Source organism: Streptomyces sp. NBC_00258, from assembly GCF_036182465.1.
In the GTDB taxonomy this organism is placed as follows: domain Bacteria; phylum Actinomycetota; class Actinomycetes; order Streptomycetales; family Streptomycetaceae; genus Streptomyces.
Window position 1 is genome coordinate 11,284,835 of sequence record NZ_CP108081.1, and the last position, 26,176, is coordinate 11,311,010.

The 26,176-nt window shown below is 68.7% G+C and carries 26 protein-coding genes and 1 pseudogene; 8 read left to right on the forward strand and 19 right to left on the reverse strand.

All coding sequences use genetic code 11. The annotated features are described in order from the left end of the window. Positions 1 to 336: 336 nt before the first annotated feature. The 7 genes from OG718_RS50005 to OG718_RS50035 form a co-directional block, all read right to left on the reverse strand. A complete protein-coding gene (locus OG718_RS50005) occupies positions 337 to 2,052 on the reverse strand; it encodes an ABC transporter ATP-binding protein (protein ID WP_328847365.1) in 1,716 nt (571 codons plus the stop codon). Continuing rightward, positions 2,049 to 3,056 (reverse strand): ABC transporter permease, encoded by a 1,008-nt coding sequence (locus OG718_RS50010; protein WP_143642065.1) that lies wholly within the window; start codon positions 3,054 to 3,056, stop codon positions 2,049 to 2,051. Before OG718_RS50010 ends, OG718_RS50005 begins: the two co-directional genes overlap by 4 nt. After that, positions 3,049 to 4,038, reverse strand: coding sequence for an ABC transporter permease (locus OG718_RS50015; protein WP_143642064.1), 990 nt, complete (start codon positions 4,036 to 4,038; stop codon positions 3,049 to 3,051). Before OG718_RS50015 ends, OG718_RS50010 begins: the two co-directional genes overlap by 8 nt. After that, positions 4,038 to 5,765, reverse strand: coding sequence for an ABC transporter substrate-binding protein (locus tag OG718_RS50020; RefSeq protein ID WP_328847366.1), 1,728 nt, complete (start codon positions 5,763 to 5,765; stop codon positions 4,038 to 4,040). The genes OG718_RS50015 and OG718_RS50020 overlap by 1 nt, the downstream gene beginning before the upstream one ends. 170 nt (positions 5,766 to 5,935) lie before the next feature. Next, positions 5,936 to 6,028 (reverse strand): Ms4533A family Cys-rich leader peptide, encoded by a 93-nt coding sequence (locus tag OG718_RS50025; protein WP_313904904.1) that lies wholly within the window; start codon positions 6,026 to 6,028, stop codon positions 5,936 to 5,938. 239 nt (positions 6,029 to 6,267) lie between these two features. After that, entirely contained in the window at positions 6,268 to 8,361 is a 2,094-nt protein-coding gene (locus tag OG718_RS50030; RefSeq protein ID WP_328847367.1) for an MFS transporter, read from the reverse strand. Next, positions 8,358 to 8,852, reverse strand: a complete 495-nt coding sequence (locus OG718_RS50035; RefSeq protein ID WP_328847368.1) for a MarR family winged helix-turn-helix transcriptional regulator — start codon at positions 8,850 to 8,852, stop codon at positions 8,358 to 8,360. The genes OG718_RS50030 and OG718_RS50035 overlap by 4 nt, the downstream gene beginning before the upstream one ends. Before the next feature lie 392 nt (positions 8,853 to 9,244). On the opposite strand from OG718_RS50035, the gene OG718_RS50040 reads away from it, so the two are divergent. Beyond that, a complete protein-coding gene (locus OG718_RS50040) occupies positions 9,245 to 9,631 on the forward strand; it encodes an AQJ64_40280 family protein (RefSeq protein ID WP_328847369.1) in 387 nt (128 codons plus the stop codon). Between the two features lie 7 nt (positions 9,632 to 9,638). On the opposite strand, the pseudogene OG718_RS50045 reads toward OG718_RS50040, so the two are convergent. Further along, positions 9,639 to 9,979: pseudogene (locus OG718_RS50045) on the reverse strand (helix-turn-helix domain-containing protein); the annotation flags it as partial. A gap of 212 nt (positions 9,980 to 10,191) precedes the next feature. Between OG718_RS50045 and OG718_RS50050 the strand changes: the two are divergent. Both OG718_RS50050 and OG718_RS50055 read left to right on the forward strand, forming a co-directional pair. After that, positions 10,192 to 10,893 carry a hypothetical protein gene (locus tag OG718_RS50050; RefSeq protein WP_328847370.1) on the forward strand — a complete coding sequence of 234 codons (702 nt, stop codon included), beginning with the start codon at positions 10,192 to 10,194 and terminating at the stop codon, positions 10,891 to 10,893. A 111-nt stretch (positions 10,894 to 11,004) separates the two neighbouring features. Beyond that, on the forward strand, positions 11,005 to 11,955 hold the full coding sequence (locus tag OG718_RS50055; RefSeq protein WP_328847371.1) for a hypothetical protein: 951 nt from the start codon (positions 11,005 to 11,007) through the stop codon (positions 11,953 to 11,955). A 52-nt stretch (positions 11,956 to 12,007) separates the two neighbouring features. On the opposite strand, the gene OG718_RS50060 is transcribed toward OG718_RS50055, so the two are convergent. The 8 genes from OG718_RS50060 to OG718_RS50090 form a co-directional block, all read right to left on the reverse strand. After that, complete coding sequence (locus OG718_RS50060) at positions 12,008 to 12,934, reverse strand: ABC transporter permease (RefSeq protein WP_328847372.1); 927 nt, start codon at positions 12,932 to 12,934, stop codon at positions 12,008 to 12,010. After that, positions 12,921 to 13,709 (reverse strand): ABC transporter ATP-binding protein, encoded by a 789-nt coding sequence (locus OG718_RS50065; protein WP_328847770.1) that lies wholly within the window; start codon positions 13,707 to 13,709, stop codon positions 12,921 to 12,923. The genes OG718_RS50060 and OG718_RS50065 overlap by 14 nt, the downstream gene beginning before the upstream one ends. A gap of 57 nt (positions 13,710 to 13,766) precedes the next feature. Further along, positions 13,767 to 14,969, reverse strand: a complete 1,203-nt coding sequence (locus OG718_RS50070) for an IS110 family transposase (protein ID WP_328843381.1) — start codon at positions 14,967 to 14,969, stop codon at positions 13,767 to 13,769. A gap of 274 nt (positions 14,970 to 15,243) precedes the next feature. Further along, positions 15,244 to 16,350, reverse strand: a complete 1,107-nt coding sequence (locus OG718_RS50075; protein ID WP_328847373.1) for an ABC transporter substrate-binding protein — start codon at positions 16,348 to 16,350, stop codon at positions 15,244 to 15,246. Between the two features lie 324 nt (positions 16,351 to 16,674). Then, positions 16,675 to 16,776 carry a putative leader peptide gene (locus OG718_RS54510; protein WP_327394225.1) on the reverse strand — a complete coding sequence of 34 codons (102 nt, stop codon included), beginning with the start codon at positions 16,774 to 16,776 and terminating at the stop codon, positions 16,675 to 16,677. Between the two features lie 138 nt (positions 16,777 to 16,914). Further along, entirely contained in the window at positions 16,915 to 17,373 is a 459-nt protein-coding gene (locus OG718_RS50080) for an RrF2 family transcriptional regulator (RefSeq protein ID WP_143643055.1), read from the reverse strand. A gap of 120 nt (positions 17,374 to 17,493) precedes the next feature. After that, positions 17,494 to 18,723, reverse strand: coding sequence for an acyl-CoA dehydrogenase family protein (locus OG718_RS50085; protein ID WP_328847374.1), 1,230 nt, complete (start codon positions 18,721 to 18,723; stop codon positions 17,494 to 17,496). Positions 18,724 to 18,736: 13 nt separating this feature from the next. Beyond that, positions 18,737 to 19,306 (reverse strand): winged helix-turn-helix domain-containing protein, encoded by a 570-nt coding sequence (locus OG718_RS50090; RefSeq protein ID WP_328847375.1) that lies wholly within the window; start codon positions 19,304 to 19,306, stop codon positions 18,737 to 18,739. A gap of 179 nt (positions 19,307 to 19,485) precedes the next feature. Between OG718_RS50090 and OG718_RS50095 the strand changes: the two genes are divergently transcribed. From OG718_RS50095 to OG718_RS50105, 3 genes are all read left to right on the forward strand, one after another. Next, positions 19,486 to 19,689 carry a hypothetical protein gene (locus OG718_RS50095; protein WP_328847376.1) on the forward strand — a complete coding sequence of 68 codons (204 nt, stop codon included), beginning with the start codon at positions 19,486 to 19,488 and terminating at the stop codon, positions 19,687 to 19,689. 390 nt (positions 19,690 to 20,079) lie between these two features. Continuing rightward, complete coding sequence (locus OG718_RS50100; protein ID WP_328847377.1) at positions 20,080 to 21,228, forward strand: LLM class flavin-dependent oxidoreductase; 1,149 nt, start codon at positions 20,080 to 20,082, stop codon at positions 21,226 to 21,228. Continuing rightward, positions 21,225 to 21,743, forward strand: coding sequence for a GNAT family N-acetyltransferase (locus tag OG718_RS50105; RefSeq protein WP_143643059.1), 519 nt, complete (start codon positions 21,225 to 21,227; stop codon positions 21,741 to 21,743). Before OG718_RS50100 ends, OG718_RS50105 begins: the two co-directional genes overlap by 4 nt. Before the next feature lie 87 nt (positions 21,744 to 21,830). Here the strand turns inward: OG718_RS50105 and OG718_RS50110 are convergent, their stop codons facing one another. The 3 genes from OG718_RS50110 to OG718_RS50120 all read right to left on the reverse strand — a co-directional run bounded on the left by OG718_RS50110 (position 21,831) and on the right by OG718_RS50120 (position 24,307). Further along, positions 21,831 to 22,682 (reverse strand): phosphotransferase enzyme family protein, encoded by an 852-nt coding sequence (locus tag OG718_RS50110; protein ID WP_328847378.1) that lies wholly within the window; start codon positions 22,680 to 22,682, stop codon positions 21,831 to 21,833. An 89-nt stretch (positions 22,683 to 22,771) separates the two neighbouring features. Next, complete coding sequence (locus OG718_RS50115) at positions 22,772 to 23,191, reverse strand: MerR family transcriptional regulator (RefSeq protein WP_328847379.1); 420 nt, start codon at positions 23,189 to 23,191, stop codon at positions 22,772 to 22,774. An 81-nt stretch (positions 23,192 to 23,272) separates the two neighbouring features. After that, positions 23,273 to 24,307 (reverse strand): MDR family NADP-dependent oxidoreductase, encoded by a 1,035-nt coding sequence (locus OG718_RS50120; protein WP_328847380.1) that lies wholly within the window; start codon positions 24,305 to 24,307, stop codon positions 23,273 to 23,275. Positions 24,308 to 24,600: 293 nt separating this feature from the next. Here OG718_RS50120 and OG718_RS54515 point away from each other — a divergent pair, with 293 nt between their 5' ends. After that, the gene (locus tag OG718_RS54515; RefSeq protein WP_363189606.1) at positions 24,601 to 24,684 is read left to right on the forward strand and encodes a putative leader peptide; all 84 of its coding nucleotides are present in this window, start codon (positions 24,601 to 24,603) and stop codon (positions 24,682 to 24,684) included. A 139-nt stretch (positions 24,685 to 24,823) separates the two neighbouring features. Then, complete coding sequence (locus OG718_RS50125; protein WP_143643063.1) at positions 24,824 to 26,110, forward strand: sulfite oxidase; 1,287 nt, start codon at positions 24,824 to 24,826, stop codon at positions 26,108 to 26,110. Positions 26,111 to 26,176: the final 66 nt, after the last annotated feature.

The window sequence follows — 26,176 nt, forward strand, 5'->3', positions numbered from 1 at the left end:
TTCTCGTGAAGTACGTGCAGCATTTTATCTGCTTCTTAGGATTGTGGCGCCGCACCTGAGCCGACATGACCGACGCTCTCGGGACCCCGCCGTTTCTCACATACAGCGCGCAGAATCGCCGAACTGGCCCCAGACACCACGGCCAGCCTTGATCTCGGACTCACCGCGACGGTGCGTGCCACGAAGCAACGCGACCTGGAGGATCCGATGATCGAAGTTCTTCAACTCACCAAGCGCTACGGCGAAGTACCGGCCGAGACCTCCCCGGCCAACCAGGACCTGCCGTGGCTGCCCCGCTCACGTCGGGGCAGCCACGGTGGATACACGCCCGGCAGGCTAGCCGACAGCCGCCTTGAGTACCCCGGTGTCGCCGCTTGCGCGAGCCGTGCGTCGACGGGCCGCCTCAACCGGGTCGAGCACCGGGACGGCTGCCAGCAGGGCCTTGGTGTACGGGTCCTGCGGGCTGTCGTAGATCGTGTCCGACGGGCCCTCCTCGACGACCGTCCCCCGGCGCATGACCGCGACCCGGTCGCTGGCCCGCCGCACCACCGCCAGGTCGTGGGCGATCAGCACCAGCGCGAGCCCGAGGTCGCGTTGCAGCTGTGCCAGGAGGTCCAGGACCTGTGCCTGGGTGGTGACGTCGAGTGCGGAGACCGGCTCGTCGCACACGATGAGCCTGGGGCCGGGCGCGAGCGCCCGTGCGATGCCCACGCGCTGGCGCTGACCACCGCTGAACTCGTGCGGATAGCGGTGATACCACCGCGGGTCGAGCCCGACACGCTCCAGGAGTTCCCTCGAGCGCCGTGTGATGTCCGCGTCGGTGAGGGTTCCGGCGGCGCGCAGTGGGTCGGCGACGGACTCGCCGATGCTGCGGCGCGGATTGAGCGAGGACACGGGGTCCTGGAACACCATCTGCAGGTCGCTGCGGAAACCGGTCAGCTCGCTCCCCTGATAGCGGACGGAGCCACCGCTGGGCTCCAGCAGGTGGACCAGCATCCGGCCCAGCGTGGTCTTGCCGCTGCCCGATTCGCCGACGATGCCGAGTGTCTCGCCCTGCGCCACGGTCAGTGAGACGCCGTCCACGGCGACCGTGCGGTCCTTCCTGCGCCCGAACTCCCTGCGCACACCCACCGCTTCCAGCAGGAAGTCTCCGCCGGATCCTGACGGCACGACACCCGACGGGACAACAGCCGACGAGGGCGCGGCCACCGCCGAACGCCGTGTGTCCACCCGGGGGACGGCTGCCAACAGCTCGCGCGTGTAGGGCTGTTGAGGGGTGCTGAGGACTGCGCCGACCGGGCCGCGCTCGACGGTGCGCCCGTTCCTCATGACAAGCATGTCCTCCACGCTGCCCGCGACCACCCCCAGGTCGTGGGAGACCAGGATCAGGCCCATCCCGGTCTCCGCGCGCAGGTCGTGCAACAGGTCGAGGATCTGGGCCTGGACCGTCACATCCAGCGCGGTGGTCGGTTCGTCGGCCACCAGCAGCCGCGGTTCGCAGGCGAGCGCCATCGCGATCAGGGCGCGCTGCCGCATGCCGCCGCTGAACTCGTGCGGCCGGGAACGGGAGCGGCGTACCGCATCGGGGATACCGACCCGGTCCAGCACGGTCACCGCGCGCTGTCGCGCGGCCCGACGCGAGACATGCGGGGCATGCGCCCGGTGGACCTCGGCGATCTGGTCGCCGACGGCCATGTAGGGGTCGAGGGATGACAGCGGGTCCTGGAAGACCATGGCAGCGATGCCGCCGCGTAGTTGCCGCAACTCCCGCACGGACGCGGTCCCCACCTCGATCCCGCCGACCCGCACCGTGCCTCTCAGGCGTGTTCCGGTGCCACGATGCAGGCCGAGCAGGGCCGCGGCGACCGTGCTCTTCCCGGAACCGGACTCACCCACTATCCCCAGTGCCTGCCCGGCGGTGAGCCGGAAGGACAGGTCGTCGACGGCCCGTACGGTCTCCCCTCCCGTGGGGAAGTCGACCGTCAGCCCTTGGACGTCGACGAGCGGTTCGGCCGACTCGGCTGCCGGACCCGTCGGCTGCTGTGATGTCACGACAGGACCACCCTTCGGTCGGCCAGGGCGTAGAGGACGTCCGCCACGGCGTTGGCGAGGACCACTGCGGTCCCGATGACGAGCACCACACCGACGACGACCGGCAGGTCGACGGTGCGGACGCTGTCTATGAGGAGCCGGCCCAGGCCCGGGATGCCGAACAGCTGCTCGGTGAGCATCGCGCCGCCCATCATCGACCCCAGGTCCAGTGCGCTCAGCGCGATCACCGGAGGCAGCGCCCCGCGCAGCGCGTGCCGGGTGACGATGGCGCGTTCGCTCACCCCGTACGCGCGGAAAGTGCGGATGTGGTCCTCCGCGAGGACCTCAAGAGTGGAGGAACGTGTGAGCCGGGCGTACTTCGCGCTCTCGAAGAGGCCCAGCGTCAGCCAGGGCAGCAGCATGTTCCACGCCCACTGCTCGGGATCCTGGGACAGCGGTACGTACGACGGGAAGGGCAGCCACTGCAGATAGGCGCACACGACCATGAGCAGCAGCAGACCCAGGATGAAGACCGGGGTGCCGGTCCCGGCCAGGGTGAGGACGGTCAGCACGCGCTCGGTCGCGCCGCCCCGCCGCAGCGCGGACAGCAACCCCGTGCCGACACCCAGCGACAGCCACACCGCCATCGCACCGAAGGCGAGCGAGGCGGTGGCCGGCAGGCCCTCCAGGATCAGCGTGGTGACCTGCTGGTCGTTCTGGTGGGACAGGCCGAGGCAGGGCGCTGCGCAGTGCTGCAGCGAGGTGCCCGCCGAGTAGTCGCGTCCCGCGAACAGGCCCTGCAGAAAGTGCAGATACTGGGCGTACGTCGGCTCGTCGAGCCCCAACTGCTCGCGCACCTGAGCCACCTGTGCCGGATTGCAGCGTTCCCCGCAGGCGAGCTGGGCGGGGTCGCCGGGGACGACGTAGAAGAGCGCGTACAGGACGGCGGAAAGCACCAGCAGGACCAGTGCGGCCCCCAGCAGGCGCTTGGCCGCGAAGCGCGCACCCGGAAATCGGTCAGTCACGGGTCTTCTCCTTGCGGGTGCCCACCCGCAGGCGGCTCGCCTCCCGCGGATCGAGTGCGGTGCGTACCGCGTCGCCCAGCACGGTGAAGGCGAGGACGGTGACGAACAGCAGCCCGGACGGCAGCAGGACGTACATGGGGTCGGCTCGGAACCAGGTGGTCGCCGTCGACAGCATCTGGCCCCACGAGGGCGTGGGTGGTGTCACGCCGATGCCGAGGAACGACAGCGACGCCTCCAGCACGATGTTGGACGGCAGGAGGATGGCCGCGTACGTGATGACGGGCGCCGCGAGCGACGGCAGCAGCTCCCGCCGCACCACACGCAAGGGACCCGAGCCCCCCAGCCGGGCCGCGGCGACGAAGTCGAGGCGGCGCAGGGTCAGGGCCTGGGCCCGTACGATCCGGGATGTGCCGCCCCAGTTGAGGGCACCCATGACCAGGATCAGGAGCAGTGGGCGGGGGAAGTCGCCCGGTACCACGGTGGTCAGGGCGATGGCGAGCACCAGCATCGGCAGGGCCACCATCACATCGGTGACCCGGCTGAGGAGCTGGTCCGCCCACCTGCTGCCGAGCGCCGCGGCCAGGCCCACACTCACGCCGATCACGACCTGGAGCAGCGTCGCCCCGGCCGCCACCAGCAGCGACACCCGGGCGCCGTACACCAGCCGGGCGAAGAGATCGCGGCCGGTGCCCGGCTCGATGCCCAGCCAGTGGTCGCCGCTGACACCGCCGAAGGAGCCCTTCGGCGCGCCGCCGCTCGCGGAGTCGACCAGCTCGTCGTGGTAGGTGTACGGGTTCTGCCCGCTGAGCGCCGTGAGCAGCGGCGCGGCGAGCGCGGCGAGGACCAGCGCGGCGAGCACCGCGCCCGAGACGACGGCCGAGGGCCGGGTGCGCAGCGTCCGCCACACACCGCGGGCCCCCGCCGCGGGTCCCGGGGCGGCCGGTCCGCCCGCCCCGGGTGCCAACACGTCCTGCACGGTCATTACTTGACCGCCACCTGCGAGATGTCCAGGACGCCGGTCCAGTCGCTGATGACGACGTTCTTGATGTCCTTGCCGACCAGCCGCTGGTAGACCGGGTGGTAGAGCGGCACCGTGAGGGCCCGCTCACCGATCTTCTTGTCCAGGGCGCCCCAGCGCTTGGCCGCGGCGTCCAGGTTGGTGAGCCCGCTGATCTCGTCGAACTCCTTGTTGATCGCGGGGTCGTCGAGCTGGGCGCTGTTGAAGTTGGCACCGTCCTTGACGATCTGACGGCCGTCGAAGATCGGGGCGAGGAACGGATAGCCGGCGGGCCAGTCGGCACCCCATCGGGTGATGAAGAACCCGGGGCCGTCATTGGCGTCCCAGCGCTTCTCGTTGTAGGCGTTGGCCTCCAGACCCTTGAGCTTCACCGTGATGCCGGCCTTCGCCAGGGACTGCTGGACGGCCGCCGCGACCTTGGGTCCCATCTCGCCCTCGTCGGTGGAGTGGGTGAGGGTCACGGTGAGCCCGTTCTTGTAACCGGCCTTCGCCAGTACCTCCTTGGCCTTCACGGGGTCACCGTTCTTACCAGCGGGGAACAGGTCGTACGGCGTGTAGCCGAAGGCCTTCTGGTCCGGGAGGAAGGTGGTCGCGGGCTCGGCGAGCGAGGAGCCGCCCACGGCGTTGATGACGCTGCTGCGGCCGATCGCGTACGAGATCGCCTGCCGCACCTCGGGCTTGTCGAACGGCTTCGCCTTCGGGTTGAAGGCCAGGTAGTTGGTGTAGCCGAAGTGCCCCACACCGACCCGGGACTTCAGAGCCTTGTCCTGGCCGATCTCGGCGAGTTCGGCGGGGCCGAGGTTCGTGTCCGTCGTGACCGCACGCGCGTCGTCCCCCGAACTGGTCGACAGCCGCTGGTTGATGACCGCGGAGTCGAGCCCGGAACGCACGTCGACGGTGTCCGGGTAGGCCTTGCGCTGGTCGTCGAGCTTCTGGGACCAGTACGGGTTGCGCTCCAGCTGGAGCCGCTCGCCGTCGTTGGTGTTCTTCACGACCTTGTACGGGCCGGAGGAGACCGGATGCTCCTCGTACTTGGTGCCGGTGTCTTTGCCCTTGGGCACCGGCGTGAACTGGGTCTGCGTCGCCAGGTATGGGAAGTCGCCGACGGGCTTCTTCAGCTTGAAGACGATGGTGCGCTCGTCGGGTGTCTCGATGGAGTCGAGGGTCTTCTTGCCCTTGCCGGACTTGTAGGGGCCCTGATAGGTGTCGCCGCCGATCAGCCAGTCGCGCAAGTACGGCGCCCCGCCCGAGAGTTCGGCTGCGAAGGACCGCTCCACGCCGTACTTGACGTCGGCGGACGTGATGGCGGAGCCGTCCTCGAACTTCAGCCCCTTCCTGAGGGTGTACGTCCACACCGTGGCGTTCTTGCTGGGGGTGCCGAGGTCCGTGGCGAGGTCGGGGACCACCTTCGTGCCCGCGGCGCCGGCCGCTCGGTTGCGGGTGGTCAGCGTCCGGAAGACCAGCGAGGGGACGTTGCCCCCGCCGGAGGTGTAGAGGCGGGCGGGGTCGAAGTCCGCCTGCGCGTCGGAGTTGAGCACGGTCAGCTTGCCGCCCTTGGCGGGCTTTCCGTCACTCGCTCCGGAGTCCGCGCTGCTGTCCTTCGGCCCGGAGCAGGCCGCGAGTCCTCCGACGAGGGCCAGGCCGACGGTGGCCACGGCGGCGCGCTGGGATATCAGTCTGCGTTCACGCATGGGGGATGGATGCCTTTCGGGGCGGGATTGCCGTCGGAAGGCATCCAGAGCAGCTGAAAGAGACGCTGGGCTGTGCGAGACCACACCGACGACACGGGAAGAGTGGATGTGCCGGTTTGGGCTCGGGTGATGACAACAGGGAGGCGAAAACGCCTCTACGAGCCCGGGGCTCAGCGACAGTCGACGTCGGACACAGCGTGCGCGTGCACACCGATGAGCACCAGGCGGAACCTGGTGCGCTCGGAGACTCGGCGACTCGACATGGAGAGAACACTATCGAACGCGAACGCGACCTGTGTCACCGCCTGCGCCACTACCTGTGCCACAGCCTGCGGCGACTGGGCCGGGGGAGCCTCGACAGATCGGTACCCGCCTCTTGGAGTCATTGTGGCCCTGCATCGGGAGTACCCGTAGCTGCTCACCGCGGATCCGGCCGCCGCAGCCCCGCCCCGGGCGGGCGCCAGCAGCACGGCAGTGGCGGACAGGCGCGGCCCGGTGCCCGTCAGTCGGGGGTACGGCCGATGTGCGCTTGGCGCTCGGTGCCCTCCACACCGCAGACCGCTGTCAGGGCGAGGTCCGAGAGGGCCGGTTCCGCTCCCGTGGTGACCTGTATGGCGCGGGGCTCGTGCCCTCTGGCCGATACGACCAGCATGTGTGGTCCGGGTTCCGCCGATGCCAGTTCGTACGTCCCGTCCTGACCTGATCTGGCAATGGCCTTCTGGCGGCCGTAGCGGTCGACGAGTGTGAGGGTGGCGTGGGGCAGCGGCTCGCCGGCACTGTCGCGTACCGTGCCGCGCATTTCCAGGGCGGGTGGCGTGACCGAACCGACCTCAGGGACTGCCTGAGTGGGCGTCACGGGTGTCGGCGTGGTGGGCAACGCCCCGGCGCGGCCACGGATCAGTGAAGCGGCCGCGGCGGCCAGGGACATGGCGATGGCCAGGGAGAAGACGATGACCAGACCGTCGTGGAACGGCTGTGAGATCAGGTGCGGGAAGAACTCACGCCCCGTGAGATGCGCCGAGGAAGTCGGCGAGAGGTGGGAGAGGACGTCCGGGCCGAGCAGGTGCTGGATCGGGTTGTAGCCGAGGAAGGCCGCGAACAGGACGCCCACCGGGGGCAGTTCGGCGACGGTGTGGGCGGCGTGTGCCGGGACGCCCTGGGCGGTGAGGCCCGAACTGAGGGTGTGCGGCAGCGTGCTGGAGAGTCCGGCCACCATGAGGGAGAAGAACACGCCCATGGACAGCACCATGCCGGCGTTCTGGAACGTGGCGCGCATACCGGAGGCGGCACCGCGGGCGTCGGCCGGGACGTTGGACATGATGATCGAGGTGTTCGGCGCCGCGAAGAGGCCGCCGCCGAGCCCGTTGAGGAAGATCAGTGCGGCGAAGACCCCGTACGAGAAGTCGCTGGGCAGCATGAGCAGTCCGGCGAACGACGCCGCCATCACCGCGAATCCGGATGCGGCGAACAGCCGCGCGCCGAACCGGTCGGACAGCACTCCCGAGATCGGCCCGGCGAGCAGGAAGCCGGCGGTCAGCGGCAGCATGTGGATACCGGCCCACAGCGGGGTGTCGGCGTAGTCGTAGCCATGCAGGGGAAGCCAGATGCCCTGCAGCCAGATGATGAGCATGAACTGCAGGCCACCTCGCGCGATCGACCCCAGCAGGGTGGCCGCGTTGCCGCCCGCGAACGCCGCGTTGCGGAACAGATGCAGCGGGAACATCGGCTCGGCGACCCTCGTCTCGACCGCGCAGAAGACCGCGAGCATGGAGACACCGCCGATCAGCCCGGCCAGCACCCACGGGTTGGTCCAGCCCATGGTGTGGCCGCCATAGGGCTGGATGCCGTAGGTGATTCCGGCGAGCAGGGCACTGAGCCCGACGGCGAAGGTGATGTTGCCCCACCAGTCCATCCGCCCCGGCCTGCGCACGCCCGTCTCGTGCAGCGACTTGTACGCCCACACCGTGCCGATCAGACCGATGGGCACGTTGACCCAGAAGACCGAGCGCCAGTTCCACGTCACGAGGGCCCCGCCCAGCACCAGGCCGATGAACGACCCGGCGATGCCCGCGACCATGTTGACGCCAAGGGCCATACCGCGCTGACGGGCGGGAAAGGCGTCGGTGAGGATGGCCGCGGAGTTGGCCATCAGCATCGAGCCGCCGACGGCCTGCACGATGCGCCAGCCGATCAGCCACAGCGCTCCGCCCCCGCCGTGGAAGGGGTCGAGGGACAGCACCACCGAGGTGAGCGTGAAGATCAGGAAGCCGGCGTTGTAGATCCGGACCCGGCCCATCATGTCGCCGAGCCGGCCGAGAGCGACCACCAGCACCGCGGTGACGAGCATGTAGCCCATCAGCATCCACAGCAGATAGCTCACGTTCGCGGGCTCCAGCGGATCGAGCCGGATACCGGTGAAGATCCCGGGCAGCGAGATCAGCACGATCGAGCTGTTGATCGTGGCCAGCAGCATGCCCACGGTGGTGTTGGTCAGCGCGACCCACTTGTAGCGGGGGTGATCCACGCCGATCCACGTTCTGCGGTTGCCGCGCCCCGCGTCGCCGGTTGCGGGTATGTGGGACTGCTCGGCGGTCATCGCTCGCTCCCGATGTCGTCCTGTTCGAGGAGGGGACGCTGCTGTGTGTCGTCCTGGAGCATCCGCTGCACGAGCGGCAGGGCCGTCCGCATGGCTGCCGCCAAGGCGTGCTGCTCCTCGTCGGGGAGGGCGGACAGCAGGTCGGCCAAGCGGGCGTCACGCTGTTGTCGGCGCTCGGCGAGCACCTCCCGCCCGGTGTCCGTGATGGCGACCAGGGTGACCCGGCCGTCTTCCGGGTCGTCGATCCGCAGCGCCAGCGCCTGACGCTCCAGGCGCTGCACCAACTGGGTCATCGACGGCTGCGTGACCCCTTCCGCCGTCGCCAACGCGGTCAGCCGGGCCGGGCCCTCCCGTTCGAGCCGTGCGAGGGCGGATGCGGCGGTGAAGCTCATACCCCGCCGGTCCGTCACAGCCCTGACCACGGCAGAAGCCAGGTCGGCCAGCGCCCGCGCGGTTTCCGGGAGGCGGTCCTTCGAATGCGACTGATCCACAGTCATCAAGTATCGCGCATTTACATAGGCACCCTATGAAAACTGGGTAAGAAGAATCCCCAGGACGCGGGAGCACTGCCGGATACGGGTCAGGGGAGCGGTGCGTACGTACGGCCCCGTCGGCGCCGCTGCCTCGTTCGGCCGCGTCTCCGTACCGCGTTGGTTGGTGATGGCGGTTGGATGCGCGGGGTGCTGTTTGGTCCGACCGCTGGTGGCGCGTATGTCTGGAGGGTGGGGGAGGCAGTCGCGGATCGTTTGGTGCTGTGCTCGTTCCGTCGCAAGCAACCTTCGCGAACGCCACGCGGTCTTGCCTGGTGCCGGGGCAGTGCCCTTGCCGACGGGTCGGCAAATGGGCAGAAGACGACTTGGTGAGTGCCTGAGCGAGGGTGGAGATGACGAATCTGAACACCGTGGTGACGTGGGTTGACACACGCGACAGACTGCCTGAGAGCGGTACACCGGTGGCAGCAGCGATCACGGGTCGGTATCCGGCTGACAGCCTATCTGAGTCCGATACGGCGTTGGGCGAGGAATTTTGGCTGGTCAGGCCGATGTACTTCACGACTCAGCACTGGGATGAGGACGGGGCGGAGCACAGAGACTGCTTCGTCGACTCCGACGGGGTCGTCCGTTTGCCCCATGGCCTTACCAGTGCCGAAACCGTGACTCACTGGGCAGAGCTGCCCACACTGCCAGGCGGGACGACGCACGGGGTTCTCGGGAAGGACGCCCAGACGGCTCTCCAGAACGTGTGGGGCCCTCATCCCACGTGGAAGTAGCGCATGCCGTGGCCGGTAGCCGGTAGGGATGGCTGCGTTCGGCCCAGCCCGCGCCTTGGATGGGCCGGATTCCGAGCGGGCCCAACTCATCGCCGAGTTGGCGGGGACGGCCTCCCGCCCGCCGAGGGTCCAGGCGGGCCAGGCCGATCTCGTTTGAAGCGGTGGATCACACCGCGCACGGTGTCCCCGTCGGCCTGTACCAGCTGGGCGATCACAGGCATCCGGTTCCCGCCGGGCGAGGCAATTGGCATTATCGCCCACCGCACTGGCGCTGCCCCGGCTCACGATCTGTTGCAGCTTCGGCCCTTCCTGGTCGGTCAGCCTGCGCACACGGACAGGCTCGGCCACCGCGCCTCCAGCGGCCGGATCGGGTGTCCCCGCACATCGAACCGCCCCGACCACCAACCCGGCGAACCTATTCGGGCACAGCACTAGCGGCCATCGGACATCCCCTGTCCCGCCGGGCCGCACTGCAAGCACCTATACGAGCAGCACTGAAGCTTTTCAAACGATCCTTGTCAGCAAGCGTGAAGCCCTCGTTGGCTGGATACGTCCTCGTGATGGCTGCACCGGAAAACCAAGATCCGCCGAATCAGGTTGAGAACGGGCCGAGTTCGGCCGAACCCTCGTCTCCGCAACGACCTGCGGCACAGGCAGGTCCCAACCCTCATCTCGACGGCCGCGGCTCGACGGACTCCGAATCGCCGGAGCCGGCAATCGTGCGGATCGGCCGAACCGTGGCCGCCATCGTGACGGTCGCAGCCGCGTTCGGGGGACTTGTCCTGGGCTGTAGAGCCGAACAGCGGGACGCCAGAGCGGAACAGCGTGAAGTCAACGCGGAGCAGCGCCAGGAAGAGGATCAGGAAAGAGCGTACGCAGAGCGTGTGGACTTCTATCGCTCCGGCTCGAACGTGGTCGTGGTGAGCAACAGCGCCCGGGTGATGAGCATGCGCCTCGTCCTCAGGGGGCGAGTTGGTGTCTGGTGGGACCTCAACTCCATCAGGCCGTGCACACAGATCACCATTCCCAACACCGCGCTCTTCCGGAGCATGGCTTCGCAAGTGCCTGAACTGCCCCGGTTGACCGAGGGCGATCTCGGCGGTCTTCGACTGGAGTTCGAGGACCCCGGCGGCAGAAGTTGGATTCGGACCAGCGGAGGGGCAGTCTCTCGTTCGGAATGGAAACCTGGTTCGGCCAAGGTTGCATGGGTGGACACAGAAAGCTGGAGTTTGGCCTGGCAGAAGTCGCCCGACTGCGCGTGAAGGAAGCGCATTTCGCACTGCTCACGATGACTTCGCGCAGTCCGTGGGCACGCGACCGTGCTTACCATGAGTCGCCCCGCTCTTTAGTTGATCAGCAAGGAACACCAGGCCGTGGACGTCGAGATATCCCCGTACGTGCGCGACACCGCAGTCCAGCTCGGGGCCGGTGTCCCCTACGCTCTGAGGGTCCTGGTCGGCCAGTTGGCCGACGACCCGGACATGGGTCGGCCCTCGAATCTGCCGGGCATCCTCACCGTGACGGTCGACGGCGACCTGTTCGAGGACTGTCCCGCCCTGGCCATCGGCTACATTCGCGAGCCCGGCCGGATCGAGATCCGGTACCTGAACCCGATCTCCTTCGCCGAGCCCACCGAGCCCGCCGCGGATGCCCAGGATCAGGAACAGGCCCGGGATCAGCCTGCCGACCCTGCCACCGACGCGGTCACCGTACGGCAGGTTGCCGATGCCTGGCAGCGCATCACCGGCTGGCTCCGGTACAACGCCCCCGATTCCTACGCTGCGCTCAGTGCCGGGGCCAGCCCCACCGCCATCGCCGCCCTGGAGGGTGACCTCGGCATCCGGATACCCGTCGAGCTGCATGTTCTGTGGCTGCTGACGGCGGGCGACGACGGGGTCAATGGTGGAGGATGCCTTCCGGGCAACTGGGCTCTTATGGCTCTGGACGCCGTGGCTGCCACCTACCGGCTGAAGATGGACTCCCAGGCCCACCAGGACACCTTCAACACCGACCGTCCCGAGGAGGAGCGGATCACCGTGTGGAAGGCGACCTGGATTCCGGTTGTCGCCTTGGGCCCGGCCGATGGCACCTCGGGCCTGTACCTGGACACCGCGACCGGCTACCTGGGCCGGTGGTCCCGCTACAACGAAGCCCCCGGCGAAGAACTCGACACGCTGGTCACCTACTTGGAAGAGGCCGCCGACATGCTCGAAGCCCCGGCCCTGGCCACGCGGGACAAGCCCGGCTTGTTCGGTGGGGTGCTGGTGTGGGGCAGCAATATCGACCATGCACGGGAAGACCGGTGGCAGCCCTGGACCGGCTGAGCACGTGGCGGAAGCGGTGAACCGCTGCTGCAGCCCGTCGCGATCCGTTGGTTCACTGGGCGACCAGCAGCCCCCGGCTGCGCAGTACCCGCCGCTCCAGCGGACTGAAGATCAGCAGGTCGATGGCGATTCCGACGATCAGGATGAGGAGGATGGCGAGGAAGACCATGGACATGCTGTTGGCGGTGCGGCCGTTCTCCAGGAGTTGGCCGAGGCCGATGCCCAGGTCGGGGGAGGAGGCGATGATCTCGGCGGCCATGAGTGAGCGCCAGGAGAAGGCCCAGCCCTGCTTGAGGCCGGCGAGGTAGCCGGGCAGGGCGGCGGGGATCACGATGTGCCAGGTGCCGCGCAGTCCGGTGGCGCCGAGTGTGCGGCCGGCCCGCAGGTAGAGCGGGGGTACCTGGTCGACGCCGGAGACGAGTCCGTTGGCGATCGAGGGGACGGCGCCGAGCAGGATCACCGCGTACATCATCGAGTTGTTGAGGCCCAGCCAGAGCACGGCGGGGGGTACCCACGCCACGGAGGGGAGTGACTGGAGTCCGGACAGGATGGGGCCGATGGCGGCGCGGACGAACTTCACGCGGGCCACCAGCAGGCCCAGGGGCGTGCCGATCGCCAGGGCCATGGCGAAACCGAGCAGGCCGCGGGAGACGCTGGTCCAGATGTACTCCAGCAGTGTGCCCTGCCGCCAGGCGTCGGTCAGCTCGTTCCACACCGCGGACGGTGCGGGCAGTTTGTAGCTGTCGGTGACCTTCGCCCAGACCAGGACCTGCCAGACCACCAGCACCAGCGCCACGGCGACGACGGGCGGCAGCACCTTGCCGATCAGGGTCTCGCGTAGCGGCGTACGGTCGACCCGCACCGAATCCAGCGCGTCGAGACCGGCCTCCAGTCCCGCCAGGTCTTGAGGGTCCTGGGACTCCCCGGCTGCCTGGGAGCCGTCCTTCTTGATGTGGACCCCGGTGTCAGTGCTGGCCATGGCGGCGGATCTCCCCACGCAGTTGTTCGGTGATCTCGACGGACAGTTCCGCGACGGCGGAGTCCTCGATGCGGCGTGGCTGCGGGATGTCGACCGTCCACTCGTGGGCGATCCGCCCCGGACGCGAGGAGAGCAGGACCACGCGCTCGGCCAGGCGTACCGCTTCGCGGACGTTGTGGGTGACGAAGAGGACCGACACGCTGGTCTCGCGCCAGATGCGGGTGAGTTCGTCGTGCAGCACGTCGCGGGTGATCGCGTCGAGGGCGGCGAAGGGTTCGTCCATCAGGAGCAGTTTGCTGTCCTGGGCGAGTGCGCGGGCCAGGGCGACCCGCTGGCGCATTCCGCCGGACAGTTCGTGCACCCGCTTGCCGTAGGCGCCCTTGAGTCGGACGAGTTCCAGCAGTTCCTCCGCCTTCACCCGCCGTTCCGTTTTGGGCATGCCGCGCAGTTTCAGGGCGAGTTCGATGTTCTTGCCCGCGGTCAGCCAGGGGAACAGGGCGTGTTCCTGGAACATCAGCGCGGGGCGGCCGTCGGTACCAATGGTGCCGGCCGATGGTTTGTCGAGTCCGGCGACGAGGTTGAGCAGGGTGGACTTGCCGCAGCCGGAGGCTCCCAGGAGGGTGACGAACTCGCCGGGTGCGACATCGAGGGTGATGTCGTCCAGGACGAGCTGTTGGCCGGCGGGTGTGGTGAAGGACTTCGAGACGTGCTCGATCCGCGCGGCGGATGCTACCGACGTGCCGGTGTCGGCGGCCTTGGCGAGGGCGGTTGCCATGGTCGTCACCTCCTGGGAACTCATGCGGGCGAGAAAAAAGTGCCTCTATGGCTTTCGTCAAGCCGTAGCTGGTGTGGGTGGTTGGTAGAAGGTGCCGTCGCGGAGCATGGCGAAGAGGACGTCGATGCGACGTCGGGCCAGGGCTATGAGAGCGGCGATGTGGTGTTTCCCCTCGCGTCGTTTGCGGTCGTAGTAGGCACGTGACTCCGGCTGGGAGAGCGAGGCGAACGCGGCGAGGTAGAAGGCCCGTTTGAGTTGTTTGTTGCCACGCTTGGAGGGGTGCTCGCCGCGGATGGACGATCCGGAGTTCCGGGTCACGGGTGCCAGGCCGGCGTAGGCGGCGAGATGTCCGGCGCTGGCGAAGCCGCTGCCGTCGCCAACGTCGATGAGGATGCGGGCCGCGGTCCTGACCCCGATGCCGGGCATGGAGATCAGGACTTGGGAAAGAGGGTGGGCCTCCAGGAGTTCCTCGATCCGGGCGGCGAGGAGTTTGCGCTGGTCAAGGACGGACTGGAGAGAGCTGGCGAGGCTGGGGACGATCAGCGCGGCAGCGTCGGTGCCCGGAACGACGACAGTCTGTTCGTCGAGTGCGGTGAAGATGTCTTCGACCAGCCGCTCGGCCATCCGCGGCGCCTTCGGCCGAATCAGGGTGATCAACCGTCGCCTTCCGGCTTTGCGGATCTGGGCCGGTGAGCCGAACTGGTCCAGCAGCCTGAGCACAGCCGGGTGCTGGATCCGTGGGCCCAGGACACGCTCGAGCGACGGGTGGATCTGGGTGAGCAGGCCGCGGAGTCGGTTTGCGGTCCGGGTGGACTCGCCCGCCAGGTCGTCGTCGAACCCGGCGATCATGGCGAGCTCGGCGACGGTCTCGTCGTCGGGATTGATCGTCCGCAGGGTGTGAGGCATCGTTCTGGCGGCGTCCGCGATGACGAAAGCGTCACGGGCGTCGGTCTTGGCCTCACCAGGGTAAAGATCGGCGATCCGCCGCATCGTCAGGCCGGGCAGATAGGCGACCTGGCAGCCTGCATCCCGGGCGACTGCCAGGGGCAGAGCCCCGATGGAAGCCGGCTGGTCAACGACAACCAGCACCGTTCCGTGCTTGGCCCGGAGTTTGTCGAAGAGCTCCCGCAGCTTCAGCTCGTTGTTGGGCAGCGGCTTGTCGAACACCTTCTTCCCCGCGAGGTTGACGGCGGTGGCGTGGTGTTCGCCCTTGCCGACATCCAGCCCCAGATAGACACCGACGCCAGTTTCGTCCGCCATACCCTTCGCTCCCGTGCTCGTGCTCTCCCCGGCCCTCACCTGCGGCATCAGCGTGCCGGCATCCACGTTACGAAGAGACTGCCTTCCCCGGGTCCCGGTTCGGCGCTCGAGCCTCTAATCAGCGGTCTGCCAATGCCTTCGATCCCGGTGACACCACTTTTTCGATCATCGTCGACGAGGGGGCGAAGTCATGCCGGGGCCGAAGGCCGGGAGCCTCATCGCGAGGCCACGAAGAAGGTAACGGGGGCGGGCTTGTCCGGTCTTGTCCGGGGGGCTACTTGACGCCGAGTCCGGCGTCGTCGACCGTGCTCTTGCCCTCGGCGCTGAGGACCTTGTTCAACGGGGTGAGGTCATAGATGCCGTCCAGCTTGGGCTGCTTGAGCAGGCCCGCCTTGACCGCGTGCGCGGCCTCGGTGTTCAGGGTCGAGGCCAGCGGGTCGTCGGTGAACTGGATCGACTTCCACGCCGGGTCCAGCACGCCGGCGGGCAGCGGCTTGCCGGACAGCTCCTTCAGCTTTTCGTTCGCGGCGGCCTTCGCCTTCTCCGGGTTGGCGTTGATCCACGTGTTGGTCCTCACCGAGCCGCGCAGCACCGCCTGGACGACGTCGGGGTGCTCGGTGAGGAACTTCTGGGAGACGATGATGTTGGTGATCACGAACTTCTTGTCGGGCCACAGGTCCGCCTCGTCCAGGAGGACCTTGCCCCCCTCGGCGACCAGCTTGGAGGCGGTCGGCTCGGGCACCCACGCCCCGTCGATCGAGCCGGACTTGTAGGCGTCCGGGGTGATCTTGTTGTCGGTGCGGACCACCGACACATCGCCCTTGCCGCTCTGCGCGTCGACCTTCCAGCCCTGCTCGGCGATCCAGTTGAGGAACGCCACGTCCTGGGTGTTGCCCAGCTGCGGGGTGGCGATCTTCTTGCCCTTGACGTCCTTCAAGGACGTGACCTTGTCGGGGTTGACCACAAGCTTCACGCCGCCGGACGCGGAACCCCCGATGATCCGCAGGCCCTTGCCGTCGGTGGTGCTGTAACCGTTGATCGCGGGCGAGGGACCGATCCAGCCGATGTCGATCGAACCCGAGTTGAGCGCCTCGATCTCCGCAGGACCCGCATTGAACTGCGAGTACGAGACCTTCGTGCCGCCCAGCTCCTTCTGCAGCAGCCCCTCCTGATCGCCCACGAGTGCCGTGGCGTGCGTCAGGTTCGGGAAGTAGCCGATCCGGACGGTGTCCGCGGAGAGCTTCTTGCCCTCGGCGGCGACCTTCGACGTGTCCTCGTCCTTGGAGTCGGATCCGTAACCGCAGGCAGTGAGCGTGAGCAGGGGAAGCGCGGCTATGACGGCGATGGTGCGCAGGGTGGTGAGCGGTCGTGCGGCAGACACGGAGGTGTCCTCTCAGGGGAGATGGGTTGTCAGGAAGTTCGGAGACGCGAGGCGTAAGTCCCATTGGCACGCACCAGCACTCCACTACCGGCCCTCGGCGGCAGGGATGCCGTCGCGGGCTGAGGAGCGGAACGTGGCGGGTGTCGCAGGAGTGGATGGTGCGTCGCTGTCACAGTCACGCCGTGCCCGAGGCATGCGGTCACGGGGATGCGTGGGTGACGCAGTCAGCCGAGAAGTGTCGAAGAGCGTCCGGTGCGCCGACAGGGGCGGGTGGCAGGGAGCGCAGCGGTGTTCTGCGTGAGCCACCAGGTTCCGCGGTCGGTGTCAGACGGGTCGACAGATGGCGCTGGACGTACGGCCGAGGTCGATGTGGCGACGCGAGGTCAGAAGGGGCAGCAACCGGTCTGTGCGGTTGAGCGTTCTCATGGCCACCCCGCAGTTCCCTAGTTTTCCCACCTGGTTGATGGGGATCGTGGCAGAAGGTGGCCTTCACCCCAAGAGGGTGTTCATATGATGGACAGCCTGATCTCGTTCTGTGAGATCAGGCTGTGCGTGGCCCTGCGGTCAGGGGTTTGTCCAGGCGCCGGGGGCGTCGGTCAGCGCGGAGACCCCGGCGGGCAACTCGGCCGATGCGACGTCGGCGAGGGACACGCCCTCGAGGATCTCGCGCACGTTGGAGCGCAGCGCGATCCACAGGGGAAGCAGTGACTGGGCGGGTCCGGTGTAGGACAGATCGGGAGGGCGGACCCCGCGGACCGAGACCAGCGGTCCGTCCACGACACGAATGACGTCGGCGATGCTGATGGACTCGGGAGGCTTGGCGAGCCGGTAGCCGCCGTTCCCGCCGCGCTGGCTGAGGACGAGACCGCCCCGGCGCATGTCGTTCAGGATGCCTTCGAGGAATTTGTGCGGGATGTCCTGGGCGTCGGCGATGGCCTCGGCCTTCAGTGGCCCGTCATCTCGGGACGCGGCGAGCTGCAGTGCGGCACGTACCGCGTAGTCCGCCCTGGCTGAGATCCGCATACGTTCATTATCCCGTACGAATTCGGTCGGCGTCCGCCGCGGGCGGGATGCCGGGCATCCGTTCTCGCCCGGCATCCGAAGGGTTCAGGCCGCCGGAGATCAAGGCCGGACCTTGCGCGGTCAGGCGGGCAGGACGAAGGGGGGATGCGCACCGTTGAGGAAGTAGTCCCCGACATCGCGGAGCCGGTCGGCCACGGGCTCGTACAAGGTGTGGGTCCTGGCATTGCGCCAGAAGCGGTCGAAGCCCAGCCGCGAGGACGTGGAGCGGGCGCCGATGACGTCCAGAGCGCGGGCGGTGCATTCCTGCACGGCCCTGGAGGCGGCGGCCTCGGCCATCGCCACGAGGACCGATATCTCCGCGTACTCGTCGTACGTGAGGTCTTCGCCGCGAGCCAGCCCGTACCGCATGGCTTCCAGCGCTTGATCGGTGAGCGCGGACGCGGAGCGGGTGAGGACGGTGAGTTCCCCGTAGGTGGTCAGCACCTGCGGGTCCTGTGGAGACCCGGCCGGCCAGGCCGGGTCCCAGGGCGAATGACCGGCCCGGCTGTACTCACGGGCTTCGGCGAGCACCCCCTCGGCCATGCCGAGACGGAGCTGGACGGACACGAGCCGCCCGACCGGCGAAGCCAGGGAGGCTACCGGCGACAGGGCGTCTTCGTCCGCGGACAGGGAGCCGAGTATCTCGTCGGTGCTGACCGGTACGCCGTCGAACTCCACGCTGCCGCCGGCCGCGAGCCGTTGGCCGAACGGGTCGGCGTCTCCGTCGATCACCACGCCGTGCCGGGCGGGATCGACGACGACGGCCAGTGGTTCGCCAGTGTCGGTCCGAACGGCCCGCACGACGAGCCGGTCGGCGACCAGGACCCCGGTGACGTAACTCTGCCGGCCGTCCAGCAGATAGCCACGGGCAGTCCTGTTCAGCGCGAGAGGCGGCTCCTGACGGGCGAAGCCACCGCCCCAGCACCACTGCTCCGCCGCGGACTGCCGCCCGACCTGCTCGGCGAGAGCGGGCTCGGTGAAGAACCGGGCGCTCCACGACATGAAGTAGTGACAGCCGAGGAGCTGACCGATGGCGCCGTCGGCCGCGGAGATCTCCCGGAGCACGGCGTAGGCCGTGGGCCAGTCCTCGCCTGCGCCCCCGAGCTCGGCCGGAATCAGCAGCGTCAGGAGTCCCGCCTCGCGCAGCCGGGACACCTCGTCGAACGGGACCTTGCCCGCCTGCTCCCGGACCACCGCGTCCGTGGCCAGGTCGTCCGCCGTCTCGCGGGCCACGCGCAGCCAGTGCGCACGGCCCGTTGCGATCCGGTCGGACTCCGGGGCGGGACCGGACGGTGCGGGGGCAAAGCCCATGGGACTGGTCTCCTCAAGGCCGGCCGCAGAGCGCGGCGTCGGGGCTCGTTTGCAGGTCGGGCACGTACTTGTAGCCCACGCGCCGTACGGTCACGATCCGGTGCTGGTGAGCCTTGCCCAGCTTGCGGCGCAGGCGCGCGATGTGGACGTCCACGGTGCGGCCGTCGCCGACATGGTCGTAGCCCCATACGTCGGCCACCAACTGCTCGCGCGAGTGCACCTGGTGAGGGCGCAGGACGAGATGGGCCAGCAGCTCGAACTCAAGGTAGGTGAGGTCGAGTTCACGCCCGTCCGCCTCCGCGACATGCCGCGCGGTGTCGACATGGATGACGTCACCGCCAGTTCGCGGCGTGCGAGGCGAGTCGTCGTAGGTGGCCGGTCGGAGGTCCGGCCGTACCCCGTCCTTGGCGAAGAGCTCGGCGGGGTCGGTGCCTTCGGGAACGAACAGGAGATAGCCGACGAGCGGTGCCCCATCGTGTTCCCCGGTGCCGCCCTGCGTGGTGTCGCCCACCAGTCGAAGATGGCGCACGTCGGAGAGTGCCGAATCCAGGGGAGTGGCCGGAGCCGGAAGTGCCGTGGTCATGGCGGTCGTCCTTCAGAAGGAGGTAGGACTGTCGGGAGCGGTGGGTGAAATCACCTGAAGGAGCGGAGCGGCACGCGCGATGTGTGAGTCGCGTGCCCTACACGCGACAGCAGGCGGCGCTGACGACGTGACCAAAGTCGACATGCCGACGACGAACGAGTCGTTGCTGCGTGGGGCACATGTGCATCATCCTGCGCATCCCGGCCGGGCGCCGTCAATACTTCCCTAGTAAATCGATAGGAAATATAGGGAATGATCTACGCGGTGGCTGGTATTCACTGCTGTGGCTGTGGCTGTGGCTGTGGCTGTGGCTGTGGCTGTGGCTGTGGCTGTGGCTGTGGCTGCCGGAGGCGGAGCCGGTCCGGCATACGAGCGTTGGTTGACGACGAGCGAGATGTATTGCTCAATTGGCCGCATGAACGCCCAGCAGCGCCTGGTCTCGCGTGACCACATCGACTTCGGTCGGGTGTGGTCCGCGGCGTGTTGCGCCTGACTCGGGCGGCGGGCCGTCCGTCGGCCCTTCCCTCCTCGGTGATCCCGTCGCGGAGCGAGTTCTCCCTTCGCGTCACCGACCCTCGCAGGCGCTGACCCCCGCAACGACGTGCTCCCGCGGGCCCTGACGCGCGCTGCCGCCGTCCGGTTCGCCCGACGCGCAGTGTCGCCACGCTCACCCCAAGTCGCATCAGTTCCCTGACGAGCCGTCACACTCCGCTGCACAAAGGGCTGTTCCGTCCCGCCCGCGTGCGGCCCCATTCGTACGAAAGGCCATTCCCATGCCCGTCGAGTTCCTCGGCATCGCCGCGACCAACAACGGATCCGAAACCACCGCGCGGTCCGGCGCCGCCTTCGACAAGGAGTACACGCTCCGGCTGGCCCGGGCGCACGAGGAACACGACTGGGACCGGGTGCTGTTCGCCTACGGATCCGGATCGCCGGACCCCGCGCCGGCCGCCGCCTACATCTCGAGCAGGCTGGACCACCTCCAGATCCTGCTCGCCCACCGGCCCAACGTCTCTTACCCGACCTTCGCCGCGAAGACCTTCGCCACCCTCGACCAGATCAGTGAAGGCCGGCTGACCGTGCATTTCATCACCGGCGGCAATGATCAGGAACAGGGCCGTGAGGGTGACATCCTCACCAAGGACGAGCGTTATGCCCGCACTCGTGAGTACATCCGGATCGTCAAGAAGATCTGGACCACCCGCGAGCCCTTCGACCACGAGGGTGAGCACTACCAGTTCCACGACTTCGTCAGCGACGTCTTCCCGGTTCAACAGCCCCGCCCGAACGTGTCGTTCGGAGGTTCGTCGCCCGCCGCGTACGCCGCAGGGGGCGCCGAGGCCGACATCTACTGCCTCTGGGGCGAGCCCCTCGCGAAGACCGCCGAGCAGATCGAGAACGTGAAGGCCGCCGCGAAGGCCGCGGGCCGCACCGAAGTACCCCGTATCCAGGTGGCGTTCCGCCCGATCATCGCCCCCACCGAGGAACTGGCCTGGGAGAAGGCGCATCGCACGGTCGGCGCGATCAAGGCCCGCAAGGAGAAGGGCGAGGCGATCGGCGAGCGCCACAACGGGCAGGCTCAGCCGCAGAATGCCGGCTCGCAGCGGCTGATCGCCATCGCTGAAGCGGGCGAGCGCTACGACCGTGCCCTCTGGACTCCGACAGCCGCCGCCACTGGGGGCGCGGGCAACTCCAACGCCCTGGTCGGCACACCGGAGACGGTCACCCAAGCCCTCCTGGACTACTACGACCTCGGTGTCGACATCCTCTCCGCCCGCGGCTACGACTTGTTGGACGACGCGATCGACTTCGGCCGGTACGTGATCCCGATCGTCCGCGAGGAGGTCGCCAAGCGCGATGCCAACCGCGACGCCGAGCGGGCGGTCCGCGCCACGCAGAACCTCGCGGCGGTGAATGGATGACGTCATTCGCCCAACCACCGGCGTCTCCAACTGAGCTGACGGTCATTCAAGTGCCCGTCTCCGACCCACGGGTGAGACCGCTGCTGCGTGAACTCGGCGACGAGTACTCGACGCGCTACGGCAAGGACGCACACGCCGAACTCGCCCGTTACCCCGACGAGGAGTTCACCCCACCGCACGGCGGGCTGCTGCTCCTGCTCCTGGAGCGCGGCGAGCCGGTCGCGGGCGGCGCCTTCCGCCGGTACGACGCAGCCACGGCGGAACTCAAACGGATCTGGACGCACTCCGCCCACCGCCGACGCGGTCTCGCGCGACTCGTCGTCGCCCAACTGGAGCACGAGGCGCGCGTACGTGGCTACCAGCGGATCTACCTGACCACCGGGCCGCGCCAGCCCGAAGCCCGCGGCCTGTACCTGGCCACCGGCTACACTCCGCTGTTCGACACGTCCGCCGACCCCGAAACCCTCGGCCCGCTGCCCTTCGAGAAGCACCTTCCGGCCGAAGCGCGCCCTTGAAAGGCCATCGGCCTCCGACCTTTGGCGGGACCTCTGAACCCTTGACGGGATCAGAACTCGTCCGTGCCCCACCTCGAAGAGCCGCGATCAGCCATGGGTATCCAGGTCGTTGCGACCCAGTGCCGCTCGGATCTGGCTGAGCCACTCTGCGCCCAGCCGGCGCCCGTCGGGGAGTTGGTCGCCTCGATCCCAGCGCCACGTTGTGATGATCGCGAGCACGAGGATCCGGCACTCGCGCAGCAAGTCTTGGTCGACACCCGGATAGTGCTCGCTGACCTCTTCGGGCGCATGGGCGAGGTCGAATTCGACGGGGCCACGGCAACACGTCTCGAAGTCGATGAACAGCAGCCCGTTCTTCGTGGCGAGCAGGTTGCCCGGGTGCGGCTCGCCGTGCAGCAACTGCTCGGCGCCGCCGCGCTCGCCGATCGCTCGGCTCATGCTTCGTAGCGTGTCGCTGAGGAACTCCCGGTCCGCGTCGGCGAGCGCCGGAGTGCGTTCGCGGTTCGCCAGGAGTTGTTGGGCGTACTCGACTCGATCGGTGAAGTGCGGCGTCGGGACATCGAGCTTGCGCATTCCGTCATGCAGTTGCTCGAGCGCATTGGCGTAGTCGGCCGCCGAGACCTCTTGCGGTGTGACGGGTTCGTAGTAGGTCCACAGGGTGACCACGAAGCCATCATGCTCATAGACGCGTGGCTCCACTCGCGGCTCGAGGGCAGCCACCGGGCACCCGGATTCGGCGAGCCGCTGCGCGACCTCGACCTCGAACTGTGAGACCTGTTGATCTACAGGTGCCACCCGGGCCAGGACATCAGAAGGCAGCAGACGTAGAGTGATCTTGTTCGAGTCATGCAGAACGATCGCGTCGTCGGCTGCCAGGTCAAGCGATGAGGCGATCAACTTTGCCGCGGCCACCGCACGCGAAACCTCTGACGCCTGCATCGTTGTCTGGCCCCTCTCCGTTGAGTGCTGCCACAACTCTCCAAGCGGTGCAACTAGCCTGTGCACCCTACCAAGTTGTGGATCACGGCCTACTGGGCCTCGGTAGGGATGGCCGCCTCAGGTGATGAAGGAGAAGAGTTGGGCCGATCCTCCACGTGCTGTGCGAGGCGGTCGCGCAGACGGGTCAGGCGGTCGATCTCGGCGTCGAGGGCCGCCAGTCTGCGGTCGGCGACCCTGGAGCCGGGGACGCCGGAGTCGGGGGGCCCGCAGCGCCGTTGAGGATTCCTGACCAGCACGTCGATCCGGTCGGCGACACCGTGCAGATCCTCAACGGTGAGCCCGAGCGCCAGCAGCTCACGGACAACGCGGACCCTGGCCACATCGTCCGGCCCGTACTCACGCTGTCCGGCGGCCGTACGCGGTGGCGGTGGCAGCACGCCGCGTTCCTCGTAGAACCGCAGCGCCAGGGGCGTGGTCCCCGCCGCTGCCGCCGCATCCCCGATCCGCATCCCGCCCCCGTCCTGCACTTCTTCACGCACCCGCCGTGCCCGCACCCGCCGTGCCCGTGCACACGCCCGCGCCTCGTGGCCTCACCGTGGCGGCAACTCCACGACGACGGTCCCGAAATACCGCCCCTCGAACAGTTCCTGCAACGCCCGCGGCGCCCGATCCATGCCCGGGACCCGTACGTGCGGGAAGATGATCTCGCCGGAGCGCAGCCAGTCGCCGAATCGCTTGGTCCACTCCTCCGTCACCTCGGGATGATCCATGCCGCTGTAGCCGCGCAGCGAGACGCTCTGGTTGATGAGCCGGAACGTGTCGATCTCCGCGAGCGCGCTGCCACCGTCCCCGTCCGGCGACAACTGTCCGGCCAGGGCGCCGACCAGTGCGAATCGGGCACCGCGGCGCGCGGCGCGGACGGCCGCGGTCAGTTGCTCACCGCCGACGGTGTCCAGCAGTACGTCGATGCCTTCCGGCGCAGCCGCGGCCAACTGCGTGTCGAGCGACCGGGATCCCGGCACCAGCACCACGTCGTAGCCCAGTTCGGTGCGCAGCCGCTCGGCCTTGTCCGGCGAACGGGTGCTGCCGATGACCCTCGTGGCGCCCAGCAGACGTGCCAGAGAGCCCGCCAGTGACCCCACGGCTCCAGCCGCTCCCGTGACGAACACCGTGTCGCCGGGGCGGACTTCGGCGAGCCGGGTCAGTGCTCCGTAGGCGGCCGCCCCGGATGACAGGTGGGCCACCGGGTCGGGCAGAGCATCGCCCAGCGGAGTGCAGTCGGCCTCCGCCACCAGCGCGTGCTCGCGCCATCCGAGCAGGTGGATGACCGCGTCCCCCGGTCGCAACGAACTGCCTGCCGAGGCCGCGACGACCTCGCCGACAGCGGGACCGAAGAGCGCGTCACCGACGTGGATGCGCGGCAGTGGTACGCCGTCGGCCTGGCCGCCGATCAGGGTGCGCAGCCCCGGGAACACGAGGAAGTACCGGTTCCGGACGAGGACTTGACCCGGACCGGGGGCGGACAGAGGTTTCTCCACGACCGTGAGGTGCTCAGGGCCGGGCAGCCCCACGGGAGTGTCGGTCAGCAGGATCTCGCGCGTCGTTGCAGGCAGGGCAGCGGCCATGTCGGGGGCTCCAGGACAGGTGAGCGGGTGAGTGGGCGCGGGCGACAGTCGGACCTGCCCGGCCCGGCCGTCGGCGCGCAGACGCTAACCCTTGACGTGCGCGTCAAGGGCAAGTCGGCCTCGGTCGTCCGGCCTGCTGTTCGAAGGCGACCCCCGTCTTCCGGCGCCCCCGTGTCGCCGCCGTTCCGCGGGTGGTTCGGAGCGGCCACGGGTACTGGTCGTGCTGAGCCGGCCGACTCCCTGACGCGAACGCTCCGTTGACACTCCTGCGTGCCACGTGTTTGCATCCCGCCATGCCGTCGCCGGAGCCTCTGACTCGCCGCCGCGCCGTGGACCTCGTCCGGGTGGCCGCGGCACTGTGTCGGACGACCGGCTGATCACGCGCCTTCTCGCGCTTCCCGCCAACAGCCTTGCTCAGCAGGCGTGTTGTGCTCGGAAGTCCGGCCGCTGGGGGCTCGCCCCGGCCCGCGCCTGACCTCCTCTCGTGCTTTCCACCCCTTCTGACGAGGACTCGCCATGCCTTCTGCCACCCCCGCCGGCCACCACGACGAATCCGCTTACGACCGCCGCAGGCTGCGCCAGTGGCTCGCCGGCGAAGCCAGGGCGGACGGGGTCACCCGCCGCCGGCTGCTCACCCTGATCGCCGCGACCGCCACGGCCACTGCCGCCGGGACCGCGCTGGGCGCCACACGTCCCGCCCACGCCGCCGACCGGCCGATCGTCAAGACACTGCCGCCCGAGTGGTTCATCGAGCGCGGGACCAACGCCGAGACCCGCTGGGAAGCACTGCGCGGGACCGGCCTCCACACCCCCAACGAGCGGTTCTTCGTGCGGAACCACACCGCCACCCCCGTCCTGCAGGCCGACGAATGGCGGCTGCGGCTGTGGGGGAGCGGACTGCGGGGCGCCCCCGGCGAGGACCGGGCGGTGGAGTTCGGGTACGACGATCTGAGAGCTCTGCCGGCGGTCACCCGTACCGCGTTCGTCGAGTGCGCCGGAAACGGACGCTCCTACTACACGACCCAGCAGGGCGAGACGGTCACCGGGACACCGTGGACTCTGGGCGCGATCGGTGTGGCGCGCTGGCGCGGGGTGCGCCTGTCCGACGTGCTGCGCAGGGCCGGCCTGTCTCCGTACGCCGTGGACGTGCAACCGCGCGGTCTCGACGCCGAGTACATCAGCGGAGGCGAGAACCTTGGCCGGGTGCGCCGTCCGCTGCCGCTGGCCAAGGCGCTGGACGACGTACTGCTCGCGTACGAGATGAACGGTGAGCGGCTTCCCTACGATCACGGCTATCCGGTACGGGTGTTGGTGCCCTCCTGGGTCGGGATCGCGTCGATCAAGTGGGTCGGCGACATCGAGGTGTCCGCGCAGCCGCTCTTCTCGCCGTGGAACACCACCTTCTATCGCCTGTTCGGCCCCGCCCACCCGGAGGGCGGCAGTGCGCCCATCACCCGGCAGGCCACGAAGAGCGCCTTCGAGCTGGCGAGCGGTGCCACGTTCACGGCGGGACAGCGGCACGTACTGCACGGGCGATCGTGGTCGGGCGCGGGCGCCGTCGCGCGGGTCGATGTCAGCACCGACGCCGGGGTGACCTGGCGGCCGGCCCGCCTCCACGACCGGTCCGGCGCCGGTACCTGGTCCCGCTGGTCCCTCAGCTGGAAGCCCGACGCACCCGGCGCCACCCACCTGCTGGCCCGCGCCACCGACACAGCCGGACGTACTCAGCCGGACACCGCCGTGCCGAACACACAGGGGTACCTGTTCGACGCGGTGGTGCGGCATCCCGTGAGCGTGGTGTGACGACCGCCCCGTACTGAGCAGCCCGGGCCGTCACCCGGGCATGCACGGCCCCGGCTTCGCCGCATG